General features: G+C 32.2%; 26 protein-coding genes. 5 read left to right on the top strand and 21 right to left on the bottom strand.

Going from position 1 to position 23,517, the window contains the following annotated elements; genetic code table 11:
* Positions 1–52: 52 nt before the first annotated feature.
* The 5 genes from GSY47_RS13880 to GSY47_RS13860 form a co-directional block, all read right to left on the bottom strand.
* The gene (locus tag GSY47_RS13880; protein ID WP_179007208.1) at positions 53–661 is read right to left on the bottom strand and encodes a hypothetical protein; all 609 of its coding nucleotides are present in this window, start codon (positions 659–661) and stop codon (positions 53–55) included.
* A 193-nt stretch (positions 662–854) separates the two neighbouring features.
* Positions 855–1,547 (bottom strand): hypothetical protein, encoded by a 693-nt coding sequence (locus GSY47_RS13875; RefSeq protein WP_179007211.1) that lies wholly within the window; start codon positions 1,545–1,547, stop codon positions 855–857.
* A gap of 119 nt (positions 1,548–1,666) precedes the next feature.
* Complete coding sequence (locus tag GSY47_RS13870) at positions 1,667–2,266, bottom strand: 7-cyano-7-deazaguanine synthase (RefSeq protein WP_218651451.1); 600 nt, start codon at positions 2,264–2,266, stop codon at positions 1,667–1,669.
* Positions 2,254–3,444 carry a PfkB family carbohydrate kinase gene (locus tag GSY47_RS13865; protein ID WP_179007214.1) on the bottom strand — a complete coding sequence of 397 codons (1,191 nt, stop codon included), beginning with the start codon at positions 3,442–3,444 and terminating at the stop codon, positions 2,254–2,256. The genes GSY47_RS13870 and GSY47_RS13865 overlap by 13 nt, the downstream gene beginning before the upstream one ends.
* Positions 3,441–3,761, bottom strand: coding sequence for a hypothetical protein (locus GSY47_RS13860; protein WP_179007217.1), 321 nt, complete (start codon positions 3,759–3,761; stop codon positions 3,441–3,443). The genes GSY47_RS13865 and GSY47_RS13860 overlap by 4 nt, the downstream gene beginning before the upstream one ends.
* A 374-nt stretch (positions 3,762–4,135) precedes the next feature.
* On the opposite strand from GSY47_RS13860, the gene prfA reads away from it, so the two are divergent.
* Together prfA and GSY47_RS13850 are read left to right on the top strand one after the other, a co-directional pair.
* A complete protein-coding gene (gene prfA / locus GSY47_RS13855) occupies positions 4,136–5,212 on the top strand; it encodes a peptide chain release factor 1 (RefSeq protein WP_179007220.1) in 1,077 nt (358 codons plus the stop codon).
* 608 nt (positions 5,213–5,820) lie between these two features.
* A complete protein-coding gene (locus tag GSY47_RS13850; protein ID WP_179007223.1) occupies positions 5,821–7,152 on the top strand; it encodes a DUF5723 family protein in 1,332 nt (443 codons plus the stop codon).
* A gap of 328 nt (positions 7,153–7,480) precedes the next feature.
* Here GSY47_RS13850 and GSY47_RS13845 read toward each other — a convergent pair whose 3' ends face one another.
* The 11 genes from GSY47_RS13845 to GSY47_RS13795 all read right to left on the bottom strand — a co-directional run bounded on the left by GSY47_RS13845 (position 7,481) and on the right by GSY47_RS13795 (position 14,133).
* Positions 7,481–7,852, bottom strand: a complete 372-nt coding sequence (locus GSY47_RS13845; protein WP_179007226.1) for a hypothetical protein — start codon at positions 7,850–7,852, stop codon at positions 7,481–7,483.
* A 30-nt stretch (positions 7,853–7,882) separates the two neighbouring features.
* On the bottom strand, positions 7,883–8,242 hold the full coding sequence (locus GSY47_RS13840; RefSeq protein WP_179007229.1) for a hypothetical protein: 360 nt from the start codon (positions 8,240–8,242) through the stop codon (positions 7,883–7,885).
* A 44-nt stretch (positions 8,243–8,286) separates the two neighbouring features.
* Positions 8,287–8,571: a YtxH domain-containing protein gene (locus GSY47_RS13835; RefSeq protein ID WP_091491518.1), complete on the bottom strand. Its 285-nt coding sequence runs from the start codon at positions 8,569–8,571 to the stop codon at positions 8,287–8,289.
* Between the two features lie 51 nt (positions 8,572–8,622).
* Positions 8,623–8,775, bottom strand: a complete 153-nt coding sequence (locus tag GSY47_RS13830; RefSeq protein WP_109192514.1) for a lmo0937 family membrane protein — start codon at positions 8,773–8,775, stop codon at positions 8,623–8,625.
* Positions 8,776–8,812: 37 nt separating this feature from the next.
* Positions 8,813–9,457: a porin family protein gene (locus GSY47_RS13825; protein WP_179007232.1), complete on the bottom strand. Its 645-nt coding sequence runs from the start codon at positions 9,455–9,457 to the stop codon at positions 8,813–8,815.
* A 36-nt stretch (positions 9,458–9,493) separates the two neighbouring features.
* On the bottom strand, positions 9,494–10,066 hold the full coding sequence (locus GSY47_RS13820) for a DUF4142 domain-containing protein (protein WP_179007236.1): 573 nt from the start codon (positions 10,064–10,066) through the stop codon (positions 9,494–9,496).
* Between the two features lie 281 nt (positions 10,067–10,347).
* Complete coding sequence (locus GSY47_RS13815) at positions 10,348–12,132, bottom strand: sensor histidine kinase (RefSeq protein WP_179007239.1); 1,785 nt, start codon at positions 12,130–12,132, stop codon at positions 10,348–10,350.
* Between the two features lie 10 nt (positions 12,133–12,142).
* Positions 12,143–12,592: a response regulator gene (locus GSY47_RS13810; protein ID WP_091491512.1), complete on the bottom strand. Its 450-nt coding sequence runs from the start codon at positions 12,590–12,592 to the stop codon at positions 12,143–12,145.
* Between the two features lie 21 nt (positions 12,593–12,613).
* Positions 12,614–13,165 carry a helix-turn-helix domain-containing protein gene (locus GSY47_RS13805; RefSeq protein ID WP_179007242.1) on the bottom strand — a complete coding sequence of 184 codons (552 nt, stop codon included), beginning with the start codon at positions 13,163–13,165 and terminating at the stop codon, positions 12,614–12,616.
* Between the two features lie 157 nt (positions 13,166–13,322).
* The gene (locus GSY47_RS13800) at positions 13,323–13,508 is read right to left on the bottom strand and encodes a CsbD family protein (protein ID WP_091491509.1); all 186 of its coding nucleotides are present in this window, start codon (positions 13,506–13,508) and stop codon (positions 13,323–13,325) included.
* 151 nt (positions 13,509–13,659) lie between these two features.
* Complete coding sequence (locus tag GSY47_RS13795; RefSeq protein ID WP_179007245.1) at positions 13,660–14,133, bottom strand: Dps family protein; 474 nt, start codon at positions 14,131–14,133, stop codon at positions 13,660–13,662.
* A gap of 334 nt (positions 14,134–14,467) precedes the next feature.
* Here GSY47_RS13795 and pyrF point away from each other — a divergent pair, with 334 nt between their 5' ends.
* Positions 14,468–15,286: an orotidine-5'-phosphate decarboxylase gene (pyrF, locus tag GSY47_RS13790; protein ID WP_179007248.1), complete on the top strand. Its 819-nt coding sequence runs from the start codon at positions 14,468–14,470 to the stop codon at positions 15,284–15,286.
* Between the two features lie 76 nt (positions 15,287–15,362).
* Positions 15,363–16,163: an ABC transporter substrate-binding protein gene (locus GSY47_RS13785; RefSeq protein WP_179007252.1), complete on the top strand. Its 801-nt coding sequence runs from the start codon at positions 15,363–15,365 to the stop codon at positions 16,161–16,163.
* A 14-nt stretch (positions 16,164–16,177) separates the two neighbouring features.
* Here GSY47_RS13785 and GSY47_RS13780 read toward each other — a convergent pair whose 3' ends face one another.
* Positions 16,178–16,852, bottom strand: coding sequence for a hypothetical protein (locus tag GSY47_RS13780; RefSeq protein ID WP_179007255.1), 675 nt, complete (start codon positions 16,850–16,852; stop codon positions 16,178–16,180).
* Positions 16,853–17,623: 771 nt separating this feature from the next.
* Here GSY47_RS13780 and GSY47_RS13775 point away from each other — a divergent pair.
* The gene (locus GSY47_RS13775; protein WP_179007258.1) at positions 17,624–19,117 is read left to right on the top strand and encodes a catalase; all 1,494 of its coding nucleotides are present in this window, start codon (positions 17,624–17,626) and stop codon (positions 19,115–19,117) included.
* Between the two features lie 189 nt (positions 19,118–19,306).
* Here the strand turns inward: GSY47_RS13775 and purU are convergent, their stop codons facing one another.
* The 4 genes from purU to GSY47_RS13755 all read right to left on the bottom strand — a co-directional run bounded on the left by purU (position 19,307) and on the right by GSY47_RS13755 (position 23,305).
* Positions 19,307–20,161 (bottom strand): formyltetrahydrofolate deformylase, encoded by an 855-nt coding sequence (purU, locus tag GSY47_RS13770; RefSeq protein WP_179007261.1) that lies wholly within the window; start codon positions 20,159–20,161, stop codon positions 19,307–19,309.
* 102 nt (positions 20,162–20,263) lie between these two features.
* Positions 20,264–20,983 carry a DUF4197 domain-containing protein gene (locus GSY47_RS13765; protein ID WP_179007264.1) on the bottom strand — a complete coding sequence of 240 codons (720 nt, stop codon included), beginning with the start codon at positions 20,981–20,983 and terminating at the stop codon, positions 20,264–20,266.
* A 216-nt stretch (positions 20,984–21,199) separates the two neighbouring features.
* Positions 21,200–21,550, bottom strand: a complete 351-nt coding sequence (locus GSY47_RS13760; RefSeq protein ID WP_179007267.1) for a hypothetical protein — start codon at positions 21,548–21,550, stop codon at positions 21,200–21,202.
* 195 nt (positions 21,551–21,745) lie between these two features.
* On the bottom strand, positions 21,746–23,305 hold the full coding sequence (locus GSY47_RS13755) for a L,D-transpeptidase family protein (protein ID WP_179007270.1): 1,560 nt from the start codon (positions 23,303–23,305) through the stop codon (positions 21,746–21,748).
* Between the last annotated feature and the right edge of the window lie 212 nt (positions 23,306–23,517).

Raw genomic sequence — 23,517 nt, 5'->3', positions numbered from 1 at the left:
AGTCAGAGACATTTGCGCAGTGGTTTTGAGGAACTCTTTAGAGAGTGGAGGGCTACTTAATGTTAAAATATATTTTATCTTCATATATTTCTCCATTATATTCTTTTCCATCAATTTTAAGAGTTGGTTGACTATTAATCGAAAAGTCTTTCCAAAAATTACTCATAGGAAAGTTAATTGTGACACTAGTACCAGCTAACTCTTCAATTCTTTTAGGAAAATTTTCAATATCAGTAACCAATAAATTATCACAATTATATTCTGCAAACTTTGATGGAAAAGAATGACTTTTACCATCAAAGGTTTTTTTGAGTCTAAATATCCCGGAAGTTTGTGCTTCACCAAATCTTATATTGTATGTTGGTATTTGGTTAGGTAAAAGTTTATTAATTTCTGCTTCAGTTATATCTGTTTTATTGGCTCTTAAACTAAAATTAATTGAAATCTTATCTTGTGTTAAATTTCCATTTTCATATGCAACTGTAAAAATTGAAAGCGAAATAAGACTAACAACAAATAGAATGAAAAAATATCCAGCAATAGTCAACTTAGATTTTTTTTCTGTTTTATTTTTAATCTCAAAAACTGTTGGAATAAATCCAATGATAATACCAAGTAAAACTGTAATTAGTTCTTTATTTTCTATGAAAAATTTGATCATATTTTTTGTTTTTAAAATAATAGTTCAAAGTCGAGAGACTTTTGGCAAGTTTATGAATTTACAACAAATAAAACATTATACAAAGTCAGAGACATTTACGTAGCTTTTCAGTTGAACACTTTGGGGAGCGGTGACGAATTGATAATAAATGTTTCATGTGTTTCGTAAGTTTAATGTGTAAAATGGCTAGAGATCATGATGGATTTAGTCCCGTAACCGTTGCAGCTAAATCTGCTATTGATGTTACAGTTTTGATTCCCTTTTTGATTTGTATTTTTTGCCTTTGTCCAGAAACACTTTGCTCAACTAAACTAAATAGTTCATCTACATTATATTTATTTTCTCGATTTACTTTGTGTAAAGCTTCCGCTGCAATTTTGATATACTTCTTTAATTCTAAAAACGAAGCCTCAATTCCTTCTTGATCTAATTGAATTAATCGACTATCTGAAACAACATCGTTTTTTACTTGAAAAAATAAAACTGAGGGATATTTTATTTTAAAATCTTTACCGAAATATTTTTGAATGAATTGATTTGTTTCAAGAGATGGGTTTTGATCTGTTGGGATCATATTGAATTCCTTGTGTACGTCTTGATCCATTCTTTGTTTTATCATTTCCATGAATTTTTCTTTCATATCTGCGGCCTTATAATGAAGACTAAAGACTGTCAAATAGTTACCCGAAATTGAGTTTAAACTAAGCCAATAGTGTGGATCTTCTAAAACTTTACCAATGTGTTCATTTTCAAAATCGTACAAGATAAAAGCAAAAACTAATGCTCTATCATTTTCCCTATGTTCATCACATATTTTTAAAAATTCACTTTCGAATTGTTCGTAGCTACTTTTTCTGTTTTCCGAATTTATTGTTACTGTAAACATAATTTCTTATTTTAAGTTTTTTGATTTTCTTTTTTGCGATTTCTATCTGCTAGTGTGAGCGTTTCGCTCTTGAATGTTAAGTTGGCACGAGCTAGTAAAAGGTTTATAATTTTAAGTTTTTAGAACATATTAATTTCATGTCTGACTCTAAGTTGCTTTAAGCAGCCCGAACATTTCCCGCAAGAGATATTTGAGACGTGGCAAGAATGGGCAATGCTTAATAATTCAAGTGGAACATTAAATTTAGTTACCAATTCATGGCTGAAATATTCCAAAGTTGGACATAATATTTGAATTCCCCCTTCTTGAAACGAGACAAGTTCATTTGATAGTTTATAAAAATTATTTGTTCCATCTCGATGAAAATCATCAGATTTAACTGAAGCTAAATAAAGTTCAGAAATACTGTCTTTTATTGCTTGCATAGAAGCTAGTGTAATTAATAACTGATTTCTGAATGGCCACCATTCTTCGGAAGGAGAAATACTTAAATTGTCAGAATTAGCTAATGTGCCACTTCCTAAACTTCTACAATCAGCACTAATAACTTTGTGTCGAATCCCTAATTTTTGACATATAAAATTAGAGACATAAATTTCTCTCTCTGCTGGTATTTGACCATAATCAATTGTGTACGCAATATCTGGTTTAAGATAATATGTTAAGCATATTGAATCAATTCCGCCTGATAATAAAATTGCTTTCTTTATAGATTCCATATTGTTTGATAAATGGCAGTTGTTAGATGTTGGTAAAATAGAATATTAGCAGGTTTAAGCATTAACAGATCACTATCACTACAGGTTCTATGATAGCCAACTATTTTTTTTCCTTTTGCTAATGAATAACCTGATTCGATAAGTGTCCCAGAATCAAAATTATCTAAAACACAAAAAATCACATCAGATTTTTCTATTCCTTCTAAGTCTTTTTTTGCTATTGATATCTCATCACCTAGTCCAATATCATGAAAAGGTGAAAAAACTTTTATCCCAAATGATAAAAAAGCAGAACGTATCTTATCTATTAAAATCAATTCGGAAATAGAGAAAAAAGGAGAAGCTAAATAAACCTGTTTTTCGGAAAATGTTTTATTGTTAAATTCTCTATAATTAAAAGAATCAAGGATTGATGTGTCTACATAAACTTTTTTGTCACAATAAATCGCTGTAGATCTTGATGCATATATTGCAGACTTTTCTAGAGATAAACCTTTTTCTAACCAATAAAAACCAAAACTTGAGGTGAAAATATCACCAGAACCAATTTTGTATACATTGTTGGTAATGTACGATGGAATTTTAACTTCTTTATCTTTTAAATGTAAAATTGCTCCAAAAGGACCGTCTTTTATTATAAAAGCCTTTGCTTGTTCAGAATTAAAAAAGTAATTTTTAATTTCTTCAATATTTTCAGATGAAGCAATTGAAAACGCTTCATTTTTATTAACGATATAAACAAGTTCTTCTGCTTTGCCGAACTCACTAAATTTCTTTGGTTTTATTGGTGTTTGAGGATCGTAAACGACTTTATTTCCAGATAATGCGAAATCTGCTTCAAGCATACCAAACGCAATAATATTTTCGGAACTTACATTTATTTCTTCCGCTTTTGAAATATTAAGTAAATTTGGAAATATACTTGGGTAATCGAGAGAAAAGCTGTATTTAAATGTTATTAATTCATTATACTCGTTATTCTCAAAAGTGAAATTTTTATAAACTTTTTGATTTTCTTTTAGGTATTCAATAACGTCATTATTTGCAACTGTACTAAAATTTACCATACAATTATTTTCTAAAAGAAATTTTGCTGCACGAAAACCTGAGCCATAAATTTCAATTGAAATATCGTCATAATCGATTTCTCTATAAGTCCCACCAATAACTTTAATCATATTTCGGGTCTTTTTATCCGCACACGGCATGCAGGCGAGTTAATATCTAATATTTCAGCTTCATATGATGCTCCATTTTTTATACAATCAATGATGTCTGAAGTATTTATATGAAGAACTGCACCGAGTATTTCTCCGTCTCCATCTTCGAGTAATAAAGATTCTTTGGATCCAAGTATAACTTCCAAAGTATTTCCTTTTTTGTGTTTTTCAAGCACCAACATATCTACAGAAGAAACATTAGTAATAATAATGCTCGTTTCACAGTCAAATTTTGTTCGTTGTGGTGGTTCATAACCTCCTCCTGATCCACTCATAAGATTTATTTAAGTTTATTTTACATTTTAAATTGGTAATTACATTTATAAGCAAACATCGTTTTTAATTTAATTTGCTCAACACGTAAAAATACCTGTTTTTTTGTTTTGTTAAATGTAAAATGTTTTAAACCAATGGTTTTACGGAAATCCGTAATTATAAAAACGAAACCCCCTAGCCCTGATAGAATCGAAAATTCTTTTGTGTCTCGTTTTTTTAATGAGACACAAAAGATTGGAACAGATAGCAGGAAAAAGCTCCTAAAAACCAACATAATTCCACTAAACAGTCAACTTAAATCCCTCAAAAAATAACCACTAGAATTTTCCACAAAAATTTTGTAATTTTGCCGTCCAATAAAAGGAATTAGAAAATGTTAGATAGACTTCAATATGTAAAGCAGCGTTTTGATGAGATTTCGGATTTGATTATTCAGCCGGATGTTATTTCTGATCAAAAACGTTATAAGCAGCTTAACCAAGAATATAAAGGTATTAAAGCGCTTGTTGAAAAGAGAGAAGAGTACATCATAGTTTTGGCCAACATCGACGAAGCAAACGAAATTATTGCTGACGGAAGTGATGCTGAAATGGTGGAAATGGCCAAAATGCAGTTGGATGAAGCAAAAGAACGCCTGCCAGAATTGGAGGAAGAAATCAAATTCATGTTGATTCCTAAAGATCCTGAAGATGCGAAAAACGTTATGGTGGAAATCCGCGCCGGAACGGGTGGGGACGAAGCGAGTATTTTTGCAGGAGATTTATTCAGAATGTACACCAAATACTGTGAAACACAAGGATGGAGAACATCTGTTGTAGATATGAACGAAGGAACTTCTGGAGGTTTCAAAGAGGTTATTTTTGAAGTGACAGGAGAAGATGTGTACGGAACTTTGAAGTTTGAAGCTGGTGTTCACCGTGTACAGCGTGTACCACAGACTGAAACTCAAGGACGTGTACATACATCGGCTGCAACAGTTATGGTATTACCAGAAGCGGAAGAATTTGATGTACAAGTAGACATGAACGATGTTCGTGTGGATTTCTTCTGTTCGTCTGGACCTGGTGGACAGTCGGTAAATACTACGAAATCGGCTGTACGTTTAACGCACATTCCAACAGGATTGGTAGCACAATGTCAGGATGAGAAATCACAGCACAAAAATAAAGATAAAGCTTTGATGGTATTACGTTCTCGTTTGTACGAAATGGAATTGGCCAAAAAGCAGGAAGAGGATGCTAAAAAACGTAGCTCTCAGGTAAGTTCTGGAGACCGTTCGGCTAAGATTCGTACGTACAACTACGCACAAGGTCGTGTAACGGATCACCGTGTTGGTTTAACGCTTTACGATTTAGGAAACATCATGAATGGTGATATCCAAAAAATTGTTTCTGAGCTTCAGTTGGTTAACAATATGGAGAAATTGAAGGAAGCGTCAGAAGTTTATTAATCTGAGTTTCTGAGATGCTAAGATACTAAGGGACTAAGTTTTTTCTCTTGAGCATATATATTTAAGCCGAACTTTTGTTCGGCTTTTTTTATGGGGGAAAACTCAGTCCTTATAACTGTCGGGATAGAATCTTAGCATCTATAAAAAAACATAGCCAGTGATTTCAACCACTGGAACGCAAAGTGTGGTATTAGAGTATATATTTTGGTAATCTGCTCAATCTGCGGGAAACAAAAACTGCCAATCTTTGTGAAATTTCTAGTGTGATCTTTCCTTCGTCAAGATGACAAACAAGGAGTAACCTTTGTCTCTTTGTAACTCTGTTCCTTTGAACCTCTCTAAAAAAGTTATTTTTTCAAGAAATTAATGTAAAGTTTAACATCCTTAAAAATCAATATTGCCGATTTTTTTCAGCTTTAAATTAAGGGCAATACTACAGCAAGTATTTAAGCAGTAAGATTTATAAGAACTTTTAGTAAAACTTAGTCTCTTAGTGTCTTAGCATCTCAGTACCTAAAAAAAAACTTCACGAATCGTCAGATTCGAGGAGTTTTTTTTTAACATTTTTTGTTTCATATTTGTAAACCAACCAACCTTAAAATCTAATTATGAAGAAAACTTTACTATTATTTTGCTTCTTTGGAAGCTTTTTTTATGCGCGATCGCAATCTTATTTTGGTTTTCGGGACGACAATTATGCTGGAATTCAAGGAGTTTTATTTAATCCGTCGGCAGTTGTTGATTCTAAGTACAGATCGGATGTTACGATTTTTTCTATGAGCGGAACAGGTCAAAATGATTTGTACGGAATAAACGTTTTAGACGCTTTAGATGGAGATTATGATCTGGATGTAGATGCGAGCAAAAACTTCAAAAGCAATAACAGAGGAAACCTAAACCTAGATATCCTAGGACCGTCGTTTACGCTTAATATTACGCCTGTGCATAGTATTGCGCTTTTTTCGCGCGTGCGAAGCATTACCAATATGGTGAATGTAAACGGAGAATTAATCGATGAGGTCAATAAAGATATTGACGCTTCTAACAGTTTTATGATTTCAGGCGGCAATCCAAACGGAGTTACGAATTCGTGGGCAGAAATCGGTGCTTCTTACGGAACCGTTTTATTAGACCGCGACGAACATTTTGTAAAAGGTGGAATCACTTTAAAGTATTTAATGGCAGGTGCAAACGGTTATATTAACGGAAATGACATTAGCATCGCTTTTAATAAAAATAATGCAAATCCGGCGTTGAGCGAATATTATTCGACAGGAACTTTAAGAACTGCAGCAAGTTATGATTACGAAAACGGAGAAAAGATGAAGTTCGATCCGTCATCTGCTGGAGTAGGAGTAGATTTAGGTTTTACTTATGAATACCGTACAAATTGCCATACTTGTATTGGAAACCGTTATAAGTTTAAAGTAGCAGCTTCGGTAACGGATATTGGAAGTCTAAACTATAATAACATTACAGAGAACACGTATAACTTAAACGGAAGAGTAACACAACAGGATATTGATGATGCAGAGGACATTTTCGAGTTTTTTGATCAAAATTATACTAAAACATCATCAAGAAAAGCGGTTAAAGCCAATCTTCCAACAGCGTTGCACACTAATTTTGACTGGAATATCGACAATAGATTTTACTTGAATCTGAGCGGTGATTTCAGTTTAGTAGATGCGAATAAAGTTAACGGAACTACAATTGCTAATTCGGTTACATTTACACCAAGATACGAAACAAGACAGTTTAGTTTTTATCTCCCAGTAACGTATATGGAATATAGTGGCACTCAAATAGGAACTGGTTTTAGAGCTGGTCCAATTTTTATCGGTTCTGGAACTTTGATTTCTAATTTGTTTTCAAACAACTCCAAAGGTGCAAATGTGTACGTTGGTTTGAAATTACCGATTTATCAGAATTATAATTAGAGGTGCAAAGTGACAAAGTAACAAAGGTACAAAGTTGTAAAGTTTTTGGACCTATGTCCCTTTCAGCCTCTGTTACTTTGTACCTAAAAAAAAAGGCCAATTATACTCAAAGTATATTTGGCCTTTTTTGTAAATATATATGAAGTTCTGGTCTTCATTAACCGCTTCCCCCAAAAGCGTATAATGAAAGTTAGACACCTAAAAATACTCTTGTGTATTCAAAACATTTATATAGGTTCGAGTAAACGTATACACCATTTTTTAATACTATTTCGCTTAACTTTTCCATAATACATAAATTTAGTTTGACAAATTACTCTTGAGATGTTTAATAGTGTGATGATTCTTCTTCTTCAGAAGTTTCATTCGAAGTTTCGTTTTGCGGTTTAGAAACCAGATTGGTTACAATAAGCTGTACAATTGAGCCTAAAACTCCCTTGAACATAGAATCGCCTTTTCCGACTATGAATCTTTTTGCTAGATAACCAATTCCGATACTAATGGCAGATTGTGCTAAATGACTTTTAAAACCTACCGTTTCATTAATTTCCTCAACAGTATTTCGAATTAAATTGATTGGCTTTAAATTCTCTTTCAAATCATCGATATGATCTTTTATAGCGCACCATTCTGTATCTTGACGAACTTCTAATTCTTTAATTTTTTGATTTAATTGATCAATATTGATAATAGCCTCCATAGGTTAGTTTTTTGTATTAATAATTAAATCTTACTTTTTAGTTTCTTTCAGAATACTTGAAATAATCGTATTACCAATTGGTGTTTTTATGATTTTATGGTGTGATTTTACCACAACAATAACAACGATCAAATAGAACAATGCCATTACAAAAAAACCATAGTAATATTCTCCAAGTTCTTTACCAATCCATAAGCTGATCCCAATATTTAAAAACAAGGTAAAAAATGCAACAACAATCCCGATTGCTATCTTTGATGCCAACGATGACACACCGTCAGCAACTGAACATACTGTTTTTAGTTTTAGTAATTCTAAACTTGTTTTAGCATAGTTTTCAGCTTTTTCATAAAGATTAAGATTCTCGTTTGTTGTTGCATTTGGTTCCATGATATAGGGTTTTATGGTTTGAAAAATTCTAATTGATTAGCTTTTTAGTAATTTGATTTTACTGCTTTAGCATCGTCTTTTAACGTGTTAAAGTCATCTTTTACTTGAGCTAGTTTAGATTTTCCATCTTCGATAATTTCTTTACCGTTTGATTTAATTGTACTAACAATACCATCAAATTTTGTTTTAATGTTATCTCCGTAATCTTTCGATTTATCTTTGATTTTTTTTCTTGTGTTTGATCCTTTGTCTGGTGCAAATAAAACACCTATTGCTGCTCCCGCCGCTGCGGCTCCTAAAATTCCTAAAATTGTTGTGCTAGTTTTCATAATAATTAATTTTAAATTGGATTAATATTTATAATTTGTTGATTTAAAGTTTTAAATTTCTCGACCTTTAATAAGTCTAAGAAGTACTGCAATAATGGCAATTACTAACAGTATGTGGATAATGCTTCCGAAACTGTAAACAAAGAACCCTAAAGCCCAAAGTATAACCAGAATCACTGCGATTGTATATAATAAGTTAGACATGGTTTTTATTTTAGTGGTTAATAATTAATTTTCTTTCTTAATTTAACTTATACGAAAGGTATAAAGTCAAATTACTGTTTTTAGCATCTGGAAATGTGTAAGTTGTACCAGCAACCGTTCTTTCTTTTCCAACAGTTGTTAAACCGTAATTGTATCGTAAACCAATGCTGATTGGATTAAAATCAACTCCAATACCTGCAGAAACACCTGCATCGAATTTAGCTAGATCGTCTGTATCAATGTCTTCGTCAAAATCTATAGAACCGCTTCCAGTAACTTTAGAACTTACCAGATAAGAGGCGTATCCACCGGCATGTATGTTAAAGTTTTTAGTCACATTTACTCTCACTAACAAAGGAACTTCGATATAGTTTAATCTGAATTTTGTGTTCCCACTTCCAAAAGCGTTATTGTATTCGTATTCAGTACCTTTTGTTGTAAACAAAATCTCTGGCTGAATAGCTACGAAATCTGAAATTGGAAGCGTAGCGTATAGTCCGGCATTAAAACCGTATAAAATATTGTTATCATCAACATTGTCATCTTTGGTTAAATTCGACATATTGAATCCCCCTTTTACACCGAACTCGGTATTTACATTATTGTCCTGAGCGTGCAGCGTTCCAAATGTTGCTGCTAAAAAAAGTGTTAAGGCGCATAAAAAATTGGCTTGTAATTTCATAGTAAAAAATTTAGTTAATAGATTGATAATAGGCGTTTATTCATTTTGTTTTCTTATTCTTTCGGTTTCCCGTAAAAGTTTGTATTGTTCAGGCAGAAATCTTAAAACTAATTCCAGAGTTTTTTTGTCATTTGTTTCTCTAGAAATAGCTTCAAATAATTCAATCTGGTCACATAAAGCATCTTTCATTGAATCTAAATAGAGATCATTAAACTCTTTACCTTTTGCATCAATGAGGTTGTACAGGTCTCTTTTATGCGTGGCGTTTACTTCAGTAATGACAATGAGCTTTAAAGTGGCCATTTTGCTTATTTCTTCTAGTAATTGGTTTTGCTGAATTTCAGTTCTTTTGGCCAATTCCCGAATAATGATGTCTGAACTTTTTTGTTGTGCAATTTGACTTTTAGAAATAACTAGTTTACTCACATTCGCCGTTGAAATAAAAAAGAAAGCTTCTGTTTCTTCTCTTTCATTTTTTGCAAAGACCTCATTTTTTAAAAAAGAAGTTTCTATTGGATCGTTATGTTTGCATGAGGTTATGCAAAATAGCATTACCAGTAAGAAAAAACCTTTAAAAAAAACAGCTTCTAACGGGGGAATTGCTTTCATTATTTATTTCTTCAAGTATTACATTACAAAGATGCTAACGAATGAAAGATTTTGCTTTACAGCATAAAAACGAAACGTTATATAATTCCCATAATGAAATTATATTAGTCTTTTATCCTTTATAAATCAGGGGTTTGATTCGTATTTGATTGAAGTGAAAAAAAAAGAAACCATAGATTTTTCTATGATTTCTTTTTAATGTTTTATTAGAAGAGGAGATTTTTTTTCTTACAATTATATAAAATCTCATTTAGTTTTTATGCGTTGTGTTTTTTCAGTTTTTAATCTGGAAGAAAAACAGTGAATTCTGAACCCTTTCCAAGTGTACTATCGGCAATAATATGGCCTTTGTGATTTTCGACAATTTTTTTACAAATCGCTAGCCCAATTCCGGTTCCTGGGTAATCTGTTTTAGAATGCAGTCTTTGAAAAAGAATAAAAATAGTTTCTTTAAACTGAGGATCAAATCCCATTCCATTATCTGTGAAAGTGATTTTATGAAATTTCTTTACCGATTGTTCCAATATTTCTGGATAATCTGATGAATTTACTTTTTCGCTTATAATTGATATTTCAGGTTCTATTTCTGGCTGACTGTATTTTAATGAATTTCCAATTAAATTAATAAACAGCTGTTCGATCTGATAAGGGATTACTGAAAGCTTAGGAAGTTTATTGGTTTTGATCACCGCTCTTTTTTCTTCAATAATTTCTGCCAATTCAGATTCTGCGTTATCCAAAAGTTCGTTCAGGTTGATTTTGATGAACTCTTTTTTAGTGGTATTTGTTCTTGAAAATAAAAGAAGATCATCAATTAAAACACGCATTCTTTTTGCTGAGCTTTCGATTTTAGAGATATAGTTTTTAGCACTATCAGACATTACTGCTTTATCAGCATCCGAAACTCTTGAAATAAAAGTCTGGATTTTTCTAAGTGGTTCCTGTAAATCGTGACTTGCAACATGATTGAAGGAAGCCAGTTCTTTATTGCTTTTTTCTAGCTCTTTATTGCGTTCTTGAAGTTCAATGTTTAATAAATGTTCGTCTGTAATATCAAAATTAATTCCAAGTAAAATTTTACTTCCTTGCTGATCGGTTACGATTTTAGCAGTTGTTTTAAAGTAACGGACTTCATAATTTGGACGGACAATCTTATAATAAACAAACGTAAGTTGTTTTTTCTCCACAATTCCATCCATATATTTAGCAAATGTTTCTTTATCGTCAGGATGAACAAATTTTAAAAGAGTTGCTTTATTGGGAACAAAAGAATTTGGTTCATGTCCTAAAAGACGGTATTGATTGTCTGAATAATCAATTTTATCGGCATCCAAATCCCATTGCCAGGTGCTGAAATTTCCAATACTTTCCGATTCGGCAATTAAACCGCTGGAAATTAAAAGTCTTTTATTAAACACTTTTAAGCGTTCAAAATCACGGCTGATTTGTCTATAGGCTAACAAAATAAAACATAATGCAACCAAGAATAACGAAATCGAAAAAAGCGGACTTAAAGAGATTTCTGAATCGTATATCTTGAGTCTTGTTTTTAGAAAAGTCTTTTCTATATCATTCATTTCATCCACTTTAAAGCGAATGTTTTCCATCAATATTCTCCCGCCAAACATATGATTGTCGAGTTTTCTTTTGTCGTAAGTTTTAGGATCGCTGTATTTTAAACAGTTTTCAAAAGACACAAAACGCTGAGTGATAAGTTTGAATAACTTTTGAAGATTTTCCTGTTGCTGCGGATTGTCAGCAGTTAGTTTTTTTAAAGTAATAAAAGAAGTATTTACCTTATCTCTCGAATAAATATAAGGTGTAAGAAAACGGGCATTGCGAGTTATGATATAGCCCCGCTGGCCCGTTTCTGCATCTTTAATCGCCGACATTAATCGTTCGAGCTGGATGTTTATTTCGTAAGTATGCATAACCACTTTACTTGATTCGTTCAAGTCCTGGTTATGCTTGTAAGCAATTGAAGAAAGAAATAACAGAATGAAAACTGCGATTACAAAAATAACTCTCAAAGAGTTTGAAGAATTAAAATTTGGTATCCACTTCATTTATTTGTGCTTATTTTAGTCGCAGCAAGAAATTATCACGGTTAAGTCCAGAAGTGTGATAATGCCAGTTTACGGTCACGACCTCATTAATTATTTTTTTAAGCGTGTTAAAATCGCTTGGTTTTTTGATATAGATATTAGCTCCTTGAATAAAGGTATCTTCAATATCTTCTTCAGATGAAGAGGTAGAGTAGATTGCAATGATTATATCTTTTAAATGCTCTGTTTTCTTGATTTCAATTAAACATTCTTTACCTGTTTTTTTAGGCATGTTCAAATCTAGAAACAAAATATCGGGAAGTTTATTATCTGTGTTCATTAAATGATCCATCAGCTGCATTCCGTCATGAACAAAATTTACATTTGTCTGTATTTTGATTTCTTCAAAAGCATCTTTAAAGAAAAGACGGTCATCTTCATCATCATCGGCTAATAAAATGTGTAATGCGTTTTTTTGCATTTGATCGCGGTATTTGGGTTTTTATTTTAAATTTTCTCTTCGTTTCTTAATAATTCTCTGAAAAGCAGAGGGAGTTATTCCAGTTGTGTTTTTAAACTGTGTACTCAAATGGGCAACACTTGAGTAATTCAGTAAAAAAGCAATTTCGGTTAAACTCATTTCATTGATAATAATCAATTGTTTTGCTCTTTCAATTTTCTGTAAAATAATAAAGTTTTCAATAGAAGAATAGGTTACTTCTGAGAAAACATTAGATAAATATCCGTAGCTGTGGTTTAGCTTTTCGGCCAAAAACACAGAGCTTTTGTAATTGTTGCTGTCGTCCATAAAAACAAGTTCAATAATTGCATCCTTTATTTTTTGAACGAGCACACTTTTTTGATTTTCAACTACTTCAAAGCCGTGAGGAGCTAAATTCCTTTTTAAATTCTCAAGAGCTTCGGCATCCATATTATCATCAATCTCAATTTCTCCAAACCCCAGAGTAGTAAAATTTACGTTATTTTCCTCTAGGTTTTGTCTTAAATAAAGAGAACAGATTGTGTTAATGTCGAACTTTATAAATAGTTTCATTTTATAGAAATTTGGTTAAAGATACTTATTTTATTTGGTGTTTTTGCTTAAAAAAAGCTTAGAATTACAAGTTAAATGCATTTTAAAATAAAATTATCAAAAAAATACCGCCTAATATTTTTACTAGACGGTATTTTCCCGGTTGAGTTGTAAGGATTTACAAATCTGACAGGATTTTGTGGAATTCTTCTTTAGTTTTCCCCAATTTTTGCTGAAGTCTTCCATACATTTCGTCTTCTTTTCCTTCAGCAAACATCAAATCATCATCTGTTAGTTCGGCATATTTTTGCTTTAACTTTCCTTTTAACTCATTCCAGTTTCCTTTTATTTCAGTAGTATTCATGATGTTTTTTGTTTGTCGTTATTAATAATGTAAAATTGCAAATTATCAATCGGTTTTTTGTTACATTACTTTTTTAGACTGTTGCATAATTTTCATTTTCATTAAAAATTAAGGATGAAATTAGCAATTTATATTGACATTACTTTGTCATTTAAACTTGATATCTTCGTAAAATCCAAGCCATTTTTTCGTGTTCTTGAAGTAGTCCCGTAACAAAATCGGCAGACCCCGCGTCATTGGTTTCATTTTCAAAGACAGGAATATAACCTCTAAACTCTGTTACCAGTTGTTCGTGGTTTTCTAAAAGCTCAGATAACATATGTTTTTGTGAAGCGTATTCTTTTGGAGATTCTTTAAGAGTAGAATTTTCGATAAACTCTTTCATTGTGCCAATTGTTTTCTCGCCCAATTGATTAATTCTTTCAGCTACTTCATCGATTTGAGCCTCAAGAATTCTATATTGTTCTTCAAACAGCTTATGTAATTCCATAAAACTATTTCCTGAAATGTTCCAATGAAATTTTCTGGTTTTTACATATAAAGTCATTTCGTTAGATAAAATCGTGGCTAATATTGCAGCGCTCTTTTTTAGATTTTTTGGTGTAATTCCAATATTTGGGCTCATAATTGTCTGTATTAAAGGTTTCTTTCAAAGATACCTTTCAGATTCAATTTTTTCTTACACAATTTTTTGCAGAAGTTACAGAAATTCAATGTTATTGATATGTTTTGAGTAAATTATTGATGTTGCCCAGATCGAATTCGAAGGGCAAAAAGAGTACGTAAGGGGCTTCGACTCCGTTCAGCCTGACAACTTGAAGATAAAACTGAATTAAACCCGACAGGTTTTCAAAACCTGTCGGGTTTGCAAGAAACCTGAAACCACCAACAATTAACCATCAACCATTAACCATAAACGATTATAATTTGTAATTTTGCCGCACAAGCAAAAACACAATATGACAACACAACAACTACACGAACAAATTCTTCAAAAAAAATCATTTTTATGCGTAGGATTAGATCCTGATCTTTCTAAGATGCCACAACATTTATTAGAAACAGAAGATCCAATTTTTGAATTTAATAAAGCGATAATCGATGCTACTCACGATTTAACAGTTGGTTACAAACCGAATACAGCATTTTTTGAAGCATACGGAATAAAAGGATGGATGTCTTTGCAGAAAACAATCAATTATATCAACGAAAATTACCCTGATATTTTTACAATTGCAGACGCAAAACGTGGTGATATTGGCAATACTTCAAGCATGTATGCCAAAGCATTTTTTGAAGATTTGAATTTTGATAGTGTAACAGTTGCTCCTTACATGGGGAAAGATTCTGTTGAACCGTTTTTGGCTTTCGAAAACAAACATACCATTATGCTGGCTCTGACTTCAAACGAAGGTGCTTTCGATTTTCAGACTTTAAATACAAACGGAAAAGAATTGTACAAACAGGTTTTGGAAACGTCTAAAACTTGGAAAAACAGCGAAAACCTTATGTATGTCGTAGGCGCAACTAAAGCAGAATATTTTACAGAAATCAGAAAAATTGTTCCGGATAGTTTCTTATTAGTTCCAGGAATTGGTGCTCAAGGCGGCAGTTTGTCTGAAGTGTGTAAATACGGAATGAATGATAAAGTAGGTCTTTTAGTAAATTCTGCAAGAGCAATTATCTACGCTTCTAAAGGAACTGATTTTGCTGAAAAGGCGAGAGAAGAGGCTTTGAAAGTGCAGAAAGAAATGGAAGGGATTATTGCTAATAAATAAAATTTTTCAGTCTCAGTTTTCAGTCACAGTTTACACCGAGACTGCGACTGAAAACTGAAAACTGCAACTAAATAAAATGAAACAATTAACTGACCAACTTGGAACAATTCATTCTTTCGAAACAACTCCAAAACGTATTATTTCGCTAGTTCCATCTCAAACAGAATTATTGTATGATTTAGGTTTAGAAGATAAAATCATCGGAATCACGAAATTCTGTGTTCATCCGTTTCATTTTAAATCTACTAAAAAGATTGTTGGCGGCACTAAGAAGATTCATTTTGAAAAAATTAAACTTCTCGAACCGGATATTATTATTTGTAATAAAGAAGAAAACACTGAAGAAATCGTAAACCAGTTAAATGAAATTTGTCCAGTCTGGGTTACGAATATTGTTTCAATTGAAGATAATTTTCAAATGATTTCAGATTTCGGACAATTATTCAATTGCAGAACTGAAGCGCAAAAGTGGAACAACAAATTGACTTTCGCTTTAAGCGATTTCAAAAATTATATAAAAGAGATTAAGGAAAAGAAAGCCGCTTATTTTATCTGGAAAGATCCCTATATGGTTGCTGGAAAAGATACCTATATAAATGAATTATTAATACTAAACCATTTTAAAAATATCTACGAAGACAAAGGCCGTTATCCCGAAATCGAATTAAAGAAAATGCGATTGGAAGGCGATCCCGATATTGTTTTCCTTTCATCAGAACCTTATCCGTTTAAAGAAGAAGACGCTTTTGAAATAGGAAGATTTACGCATCACGCCAAAACCATCTTCGTCGACGGCGAAATGTTCTCTTGGCATGGAAGCCGATTACTAAAGGCTTTCTCTTATTTCAAATTACTCCATGAAAGATTGAAGAATTAACTTCAATTTTACTCCTATTTAAGTTTGTTCATTGCCTGTAAAATTTCATGATTTTTTAGAGGTATGAACTTCTTTGTATAAGTAGCGGTTCCTTGTTTGTCTGGGTAAGTGACTATCATTTTTAGAAGTTCTCCTTTAAATTTATCCTCAATACCTTTAAAAAGAACATGGTCTGCAACTTTGGCTAAATTTTGTTGTAAAAATATCTCATAGGTTTTTTGAGTGTTCGTTGTATATTCAATTTTTTTTACTTTTTTCCCTTCATAAAGAGTGTCTTTGATTTTATATATATCATTATTTTCGAATTCTTTAAAAAAATCAATTCCTACTTTTGTAGTGTCTTGATTTTTCCATGGAATATCTGCAATCTTTTGGTTCAGATTCTTGCCTATATCTTTGTATGCTTCATTTTTTAAATCTATAACATAATAACGGTCTAAAGATTCTCTAAGATCAGTAATACCAAAGAAATCATAATAATCTAATCTTAATACTTTTTCAATAACTAATTCTTGATCAACAAAAATACTGTCTTTTGGAAATTCAAAAGATTTACTACCTTCTCCATATCCTCTAGAGATATGACCTATAACATAGACGCCTTTTTTATTTTCTTGAGCGGTATTATTTTCCAGAAAAATGAGTTTAAAAAAAAGAGATAGAAAAAGGAAGATAGATAATAATTTCATGATAAGTTTTTTTAGTATTAAGACTATTTATTGCAAAATGTAATCTTTAAATAGGAGTCTGAAATACTAAGAATGGGTGGAAGACTTGCTGTTAAAAAAAAGCCAATTTTTGTAAGTTTTGTATGTAGTCTTTTATTTATGAGTTGATTGATAAAATGATTGTTTTAAGCATTTTAAAGTAAGCGGATCATTATTGCAACCTGAAATCTGAAACCTAAAACAAAAGAAACAAATTAATGCAAAAAAAATGCCGGCATCTCGAAGACGCCGGCATTATTTAACTAACCAAAACCAAAATAATAAATAACCAGTTTATTACATTACAAAGATCCGACATAAATCAATGTAAAGCTGTTAAGATCTTGTTATTACTTTGTTGAATATAAGTTAATGTCTAGATTTAAAATTCCAATATTTTCAAAATCCAAATTCCAAACCTGTTTAAATTGGAATTTGGATTTTTTTTATTGGAATTTAATATAAAAAAGAATGCCGGCATCTCGAAGACGCCGGCATCATTTAACTAACCAAAACCAAAATAATAAATAACCAGTTTATTACATTACAAAGGTCAGACATAAATCGATTTAATGCTGTTAAGGTTTTGTTATTACTTTGTTGGACATACGTTAAGATTTTTAAATACCTGCTTTTAAGCTTTTTGCAGCGTTAAATAACTTTTGACTATTAAAATATAATGCCAATCAATTTTGTTTATGAATATGCTAAAGATAAGTTTGTATATTTGGTAAAACATTAAAAATCAGTATCATGGAATCAGACAAAAAATTAACAACTGCCACAGGAACTCCCGTTCCAGACAATCAAAACATTCAGACTGCCGGTCCTCGTGGCCCTGTTCTATTACAAGATTTTTGGTTTCTAGAAAAGATGGCGCATTTTGATCGGGAAGTAATTCCAGAAAGAAGAATGCATGCCAAAGGATCTGGTGCGTACGGAACTTTTACTGTTACTCACGATATTACAAAATATACCAGAGCCGATATCTTTTCTGAAATAGGAAAGAAGACTGAAATGTTTGCTAGATTTTCAACAGTAGCGGGAGAAAGAGGTGCTGCAGATGCAGAAAGGGATATACGAGGTTTTGCTTTGAAGTTTTATACCAACGAAGGAAACTGGGATTTGGTAGGAAACAATACTCCTGTATTCTTTTTTCGCGATCCAATGAAATTTCCAGATCTGAACCATGCTGTAAAACGTGATCCAAAGACCAATTTAAGAAGCGCTGATAACAATTGGGACTTTTGGACATTATTGCCTGAAGCTTTACATCAGGTTACTATTGTAATGAGTGATAGAGGAATTCCAAGATCATATAGACAAATGCATGGATTTGGAAGCCATACTTTTAGTTTTATAAACAGACAAAATGAGAGACACTATGTAAAATTTCATTTTGTAACACAACAAGGAATTGATAATCTTTCTGATGAAGAAGCAGCAAAACTAGTTGGAGGAGACCGCGAAAGCCACCAAAGAGATTTATTTGATGCGATTGAAGAAGGAAATTTCCCGAAATGGAAAATGTTTGTACAGATTATGACAGAAGAACAAGCAGAAAATTATCGTTTTCATCCTTTTGATTTAACGAAAGTTTGGTTGAAAAAAGATTTTCCATTGATTCCAGTGGGAGAATTTGAATTAAATAAAAATCCAGAAAACTATTTCGCGGAAGTAGAGCAGGCAGCATTTAATCCAGCGCATGTGGTTCCAGGAATTAGTTTTTCACCAGATAAAATGCTTCAGGCACGTTTATTCTCTTACGGAGATGCACACCGATATCGCTTGGGAGTAAATAATTTTCAGATTCCTGTAAATGCTTCAAGATGCCCGTATAATACTTTCCACAGAGATGGCGCAATGCGTGTCGACGGAAATAACGGATCTAAGAAACATTACGAACCCAACAGTTTTGGTGAAATGCAGGAACAGCCAGAGTTTAAAGAGCCGCCATTAAAATTGCATGGTGATGCTTGGGCGCATAATTTTAGAGATGATGATCAGGATTATTTCACACAGCCGGGATTATTATTCAATTTGTTAACTCCTGAGAAAAAGCAATTATTGTTTAAAAATACGGCAGCACAAGTTGGCGGTGCTCAGAAATTTATTCAGGTTCGTCATATCCGAAATTGCTTTAAAGCCGATCCTGCGTACGGAGAAGGCGTAGCAAACGCTTTAGGAATGACTATGGCGGAAGTAGATGCCTTTGATGATCCAAGATTAGCGATTGTGGTTAGATAAAACTCTAAGATCCTAAGTTTCTGAGATTCTAAGTAACTGTTTTAGAGTTGTTATAAAGCAAACCCGACAGGTTTTAAAATACCTGTCGGGTTTGTTTGTTTTTACATTATAGTTGTCAGACTGAACGAAGTCGAAGTTCTTTTATGTAAAGAAAAACTTAGTATATCAGCATCTTAGAGTCTTAGCGACTTAAGAAAAAACCACTGTCTTATTACTATAAACCATTGTCTTTCTCTCAGCATGCAATTTTATTGCCCTTGCTAAAACAATACGTTCCAAATCACGTCCTTTCATGATAAAATCTTCTACGGAGTGGATATGTGAAACTCTCGCAATATCCTGTTCGATAATTGGGCCTTCGTCTAATTCTTCGGTTACATAATGACTTGTTGCACCAATGATTTTTACACCGCGTTTAAAAGCCGAATGATACGGTTTCGCTCCTGGAAAAGCAGGCAAGAAAGAATGGTGGATATTGATAATTCTATTTTCGTAAAGCGAAATCAATTTTGGTGTAATGATCTGCATATAGCGTGCTAAAACAATAAAATCGATCTCGTATCTTTTTAATAGCTCAATTTGTTTTGCTTCGCCTTCTTCTTTGCTGTCTTTAGTAAAAGGAACAACATGAAACGGAATATCAAAACGTTCTGCAATTGATCTTAAATCATTATGATTGCTAATAATTACCGGAATTTCGATATTTAATTCATCTGCGCTGTAACGCCCTAAAATGTCAAAAAGACAGTGATCGTATTTAGAAACAAATAAAGCCATTTTAGGTTTTTGTTCCTGACTGTACAAATCCCAGGACATATCAAATTTAGAGGCTAGAGTTTGGTCAAAATCTTCTTTAAAACTTTCAATTGTTATTTCAGAATTCGCAAATTCACATTCCAATCGCATAAAAAAAACATTCTGTTCCACATCAACATGCTGGTCAATGTAAGTAATGTTTCCGCCTACCTGAGCAATGAATGTAGTTACAGAAGCGATAATGTTTTTTTGGTCTTTACAGTGAATTAAAATGGTTATTTTTTGCATTTTGGTTTATTTTGGTTAGTGACAAAGTTGCAAAGAGGTTCAAAGTTTCAAAGATCGCTTTGAACCTTTTTCACTCTGTCTCTTTGAACCTTTAGGAAAAAACTATTTCCCATCCTGCATAGCAAAAACCTTTTGTAACAAAGGCGTTGTTCTTGCAGAAATATTATTTCTTATTTCTTTTTCTTCAACAGCAATCATTTTAAAAACACCAGATAAGGCTTGATTGGTTGTATAATCAGTCAAATCTGGATTTACTTTTTTAACTAATGGAATAGTATTGTATTTCGTAATAATATTTTTCCAAACAACATCAGCTCCCACTTTTTCAAAAGAACTTTTAATTACAGGATTAAATTTACCATACAAAGCTGTTGTGGTACTTCCCTGCAAATAACTTGTTGCCGCACTGTCGTTTCCTAAAAGAATGTTTTTAGCATCTGTAAAACTCATGTTTTTAACTGCCGTAACAAAGATTGGTGTAGCTTCTTTAACAGCATCTTCTGCAGCACGGTTCAACATTTTAATTCCTTCATCGGCAAGCGAACTTAAGCCTACTTTTCTTAAAGTCGCATCTACTTTTTGCAGTTCTTCCGGCATTAATATTTTTACTGCTTCATTTTTATAAAACCCGTCAACAGCAGTTAATTTGCTAACTTGTTCTGTAATTCCTTTATTTAGAGCTTCTTTTAATCCCGAAGCAATATCAACAGTTCCTGTACTCGGAATTTGAGAAGCTATTTGAGGCAATTGATTTAAAGTCTGCTGTACCTGTGCGCAAGACGTTAGGGAAAATGTAACGGCTAATAGTAAAATCTTTTTCATTATTGGGGTTTTATTTAAGTTTCAAAAATACTACTTATTCAAAAATAAAGCCACAATTTTATATGATAGACTGCAACATTTTGTGTTAGAATTAACAAAATATTCCAAGTCTCAAAGATAAGCAGGCCAGCGGTATAGTATAAGAGTGATTTTAGGACATTATTTCCTAAATAGTATCATTTTTATAAATTCTAAATCCTGTTTTGAGGATGTTTTTTATTTATAAGATAATCTGGATTGCGGATTGTAAACAGGTTTGTTTGTATTTAAATCTTTTAGAATAGTATCGGTATAATCTTTACCTCCTTTTATTAAATAAAAAAGAGATTTTAAAACATAAATTGGGCCGTATGGAAATATGCGCCATCCTGTAGATAAGTTGATAAAAAAGTGTCTTAAAGCATATTTGAAAGTGCTTTCGTTTGGGCGGATAAAATAAATATTAGATTTCTTAATTCGTTTGACCATTTTCGAATAGATGAAGGGAAAGACAATAAACCTTCCTCCCTGCTGAATTAAGACGTTTATTTCAAACATTGTTAGGCCTTCGATATTATTTGTCTTCATAATAATGTAGGTTTTAAATATTACAAAATAAGAGTGTTGATTTAAATACAAAAATCGTAAGTTTTAGAAATAAATTGTACTTGTAAAAGGTTTATTAATAGTATTTTAAGTTTGTTTTTGAGTAAATAAATTAGATAAAAAAGTGAGAACTTATCTAATATTGATAAATTCTCACTAAAATTGAATAGAATTATATTATTGAGCTGCAACAGCGCTTTCGCTACTTAATTCTTTATCTTTTTCGTATACATCTTGAAAGAAACCAATTTCTCCATTGTCGTTTACTAATGAAGTGAAATAGGTAATGTAAATTGGAACTTTTTTAGACAATTTGAAACTGTTTTCTACTTTACCAGCCATAGCTTTGTCAATTTTTGCCTGCGTCCATTCTGGATAATCTTGTAACATTGCAACTGCTAATTCTTTCGCCATTTTGACATTAATACAACCGTGGCTGAATGTTCTTTTTTCAAAATCAAATAATGTCTTAGATGGTGTATCGTGCATGTAAATATCATCAGAGTTTGGGAACATAAATTTCACCAAACCTAAAGAATTATCAGGGCCTGGTTTTTGTCTTACTTGACCGTTTACCATTTCCATATTTTTCTCTGCTAAATAATTTGGATCTGATGCAATTTTAGATCTTAATTCGTTTTGAACAATGCTTTGTGGAACTGTCCAGTATGGGCTGAAAACTATTCTGTCGATTTCGCCGTTAAAAATGGTTGTTTTAGTTAAAGGAGCACCAACAAATACAGGTGAAGTTAATGCTACTTTTCCGTTTTTAACATAAACCATTTCGTATGAAGGCACATTTACCAGAACATATTCATCGCTTGCCGCAATTTGAGCCGCAATGGCACGGCATCTTTCCATATTCAATTTTAGAGTTTCCATTTTCTCAGAAAGCGGAATATTCATTTCTTTAATATGTTCTTCTGCAAGAATATAGTTCGGTTTGAATCCGTTACGGACTTTGTATTTCATTACAGCATCCATTAATTCACGGTCGTAAACATCGCTTTTAGAATCTTGTTTTAAATCTCCTAATAAATATAAACGAGTTCTAACTTGCGAAATAGTACTTGAAACTGCATCTGGGCGCAAATCTTTATAAGGAGATTCTGCAGGAACAATTGGTTTCCATTTGTTTGAACGATCTAATTTTTTGTATTTTTTCAAAACATCTTCCAATTTATAATATTGGTCATATTCGACTTTTGCATCAAGATTGGCAGTTGCAGATGACTCTTCAATAGTGCTGTAATTCAGGAAATCTTTCAATAAAACATCATATTGCAGTTTTTTCTTGTCGGCATTATTTTTTTTGGTGTACAAAACATACAAAGAACTTAAAAGCATGTCGGCATCCGTTTTGGAAAGTTTTGTTTCTGAAGACGAATTAAACAACTCGTCTATTTCTTTTTGATAAGGAATAACCAAATCATTTGTTTTTTTTGCTTTTTCATATAATACAGAACCAAACTCATTGATTTCGTCTTCGTCAAACCAAATACTTCCTAAAGTTCTGTTTTTGTATAACGACATTACATCTGACTTATATTTCTTTAAATCAGAATATCTCCTAAAGAAGTCATTCGCTTTTTCGGCGTTTGCGAGATCTGTATCGTTTAAAACTGTTGTGTGGTTTGAAGTCTTTTTATGGGAAAAATTACTGTTTTCAATTGTATTGAAAGAAGATATAAAGAAACTCAAACCCAAAAATACGGTGAATGAATAAAATGTTTTCATTTTTTTAAATTTTTACGTTATTACTTTTTTTGATGGTAAGCTTTGGTAAAAATTTGGGGGCTTTTCTACATTGCTAAATTACTTTAGAGCACTTTAAAACATGTTTCCTGATTTTATTTAAATGTTGCGAAATTGCCATGTCTTTAAGCTTTCTTTAACTATATCAAGTATTTACGTAAATTGTTACCCCTTTAGCTCACGAAATCGATTTA

Origin of the sequence: Flavobacterium quisquiliarum (assembly GCF_019308285.1) — a bacterium.
Classification (GTDB): Bacteria; Bacteroidota; Bacteroidia; order Flavobacteriales; family Flavobacteriaceae; genus Flavobacterium; species Flavobacterium quisquiliarum.
This window is presented reverse-complemented; position numbering and strand designations above follow the sequence as displayed.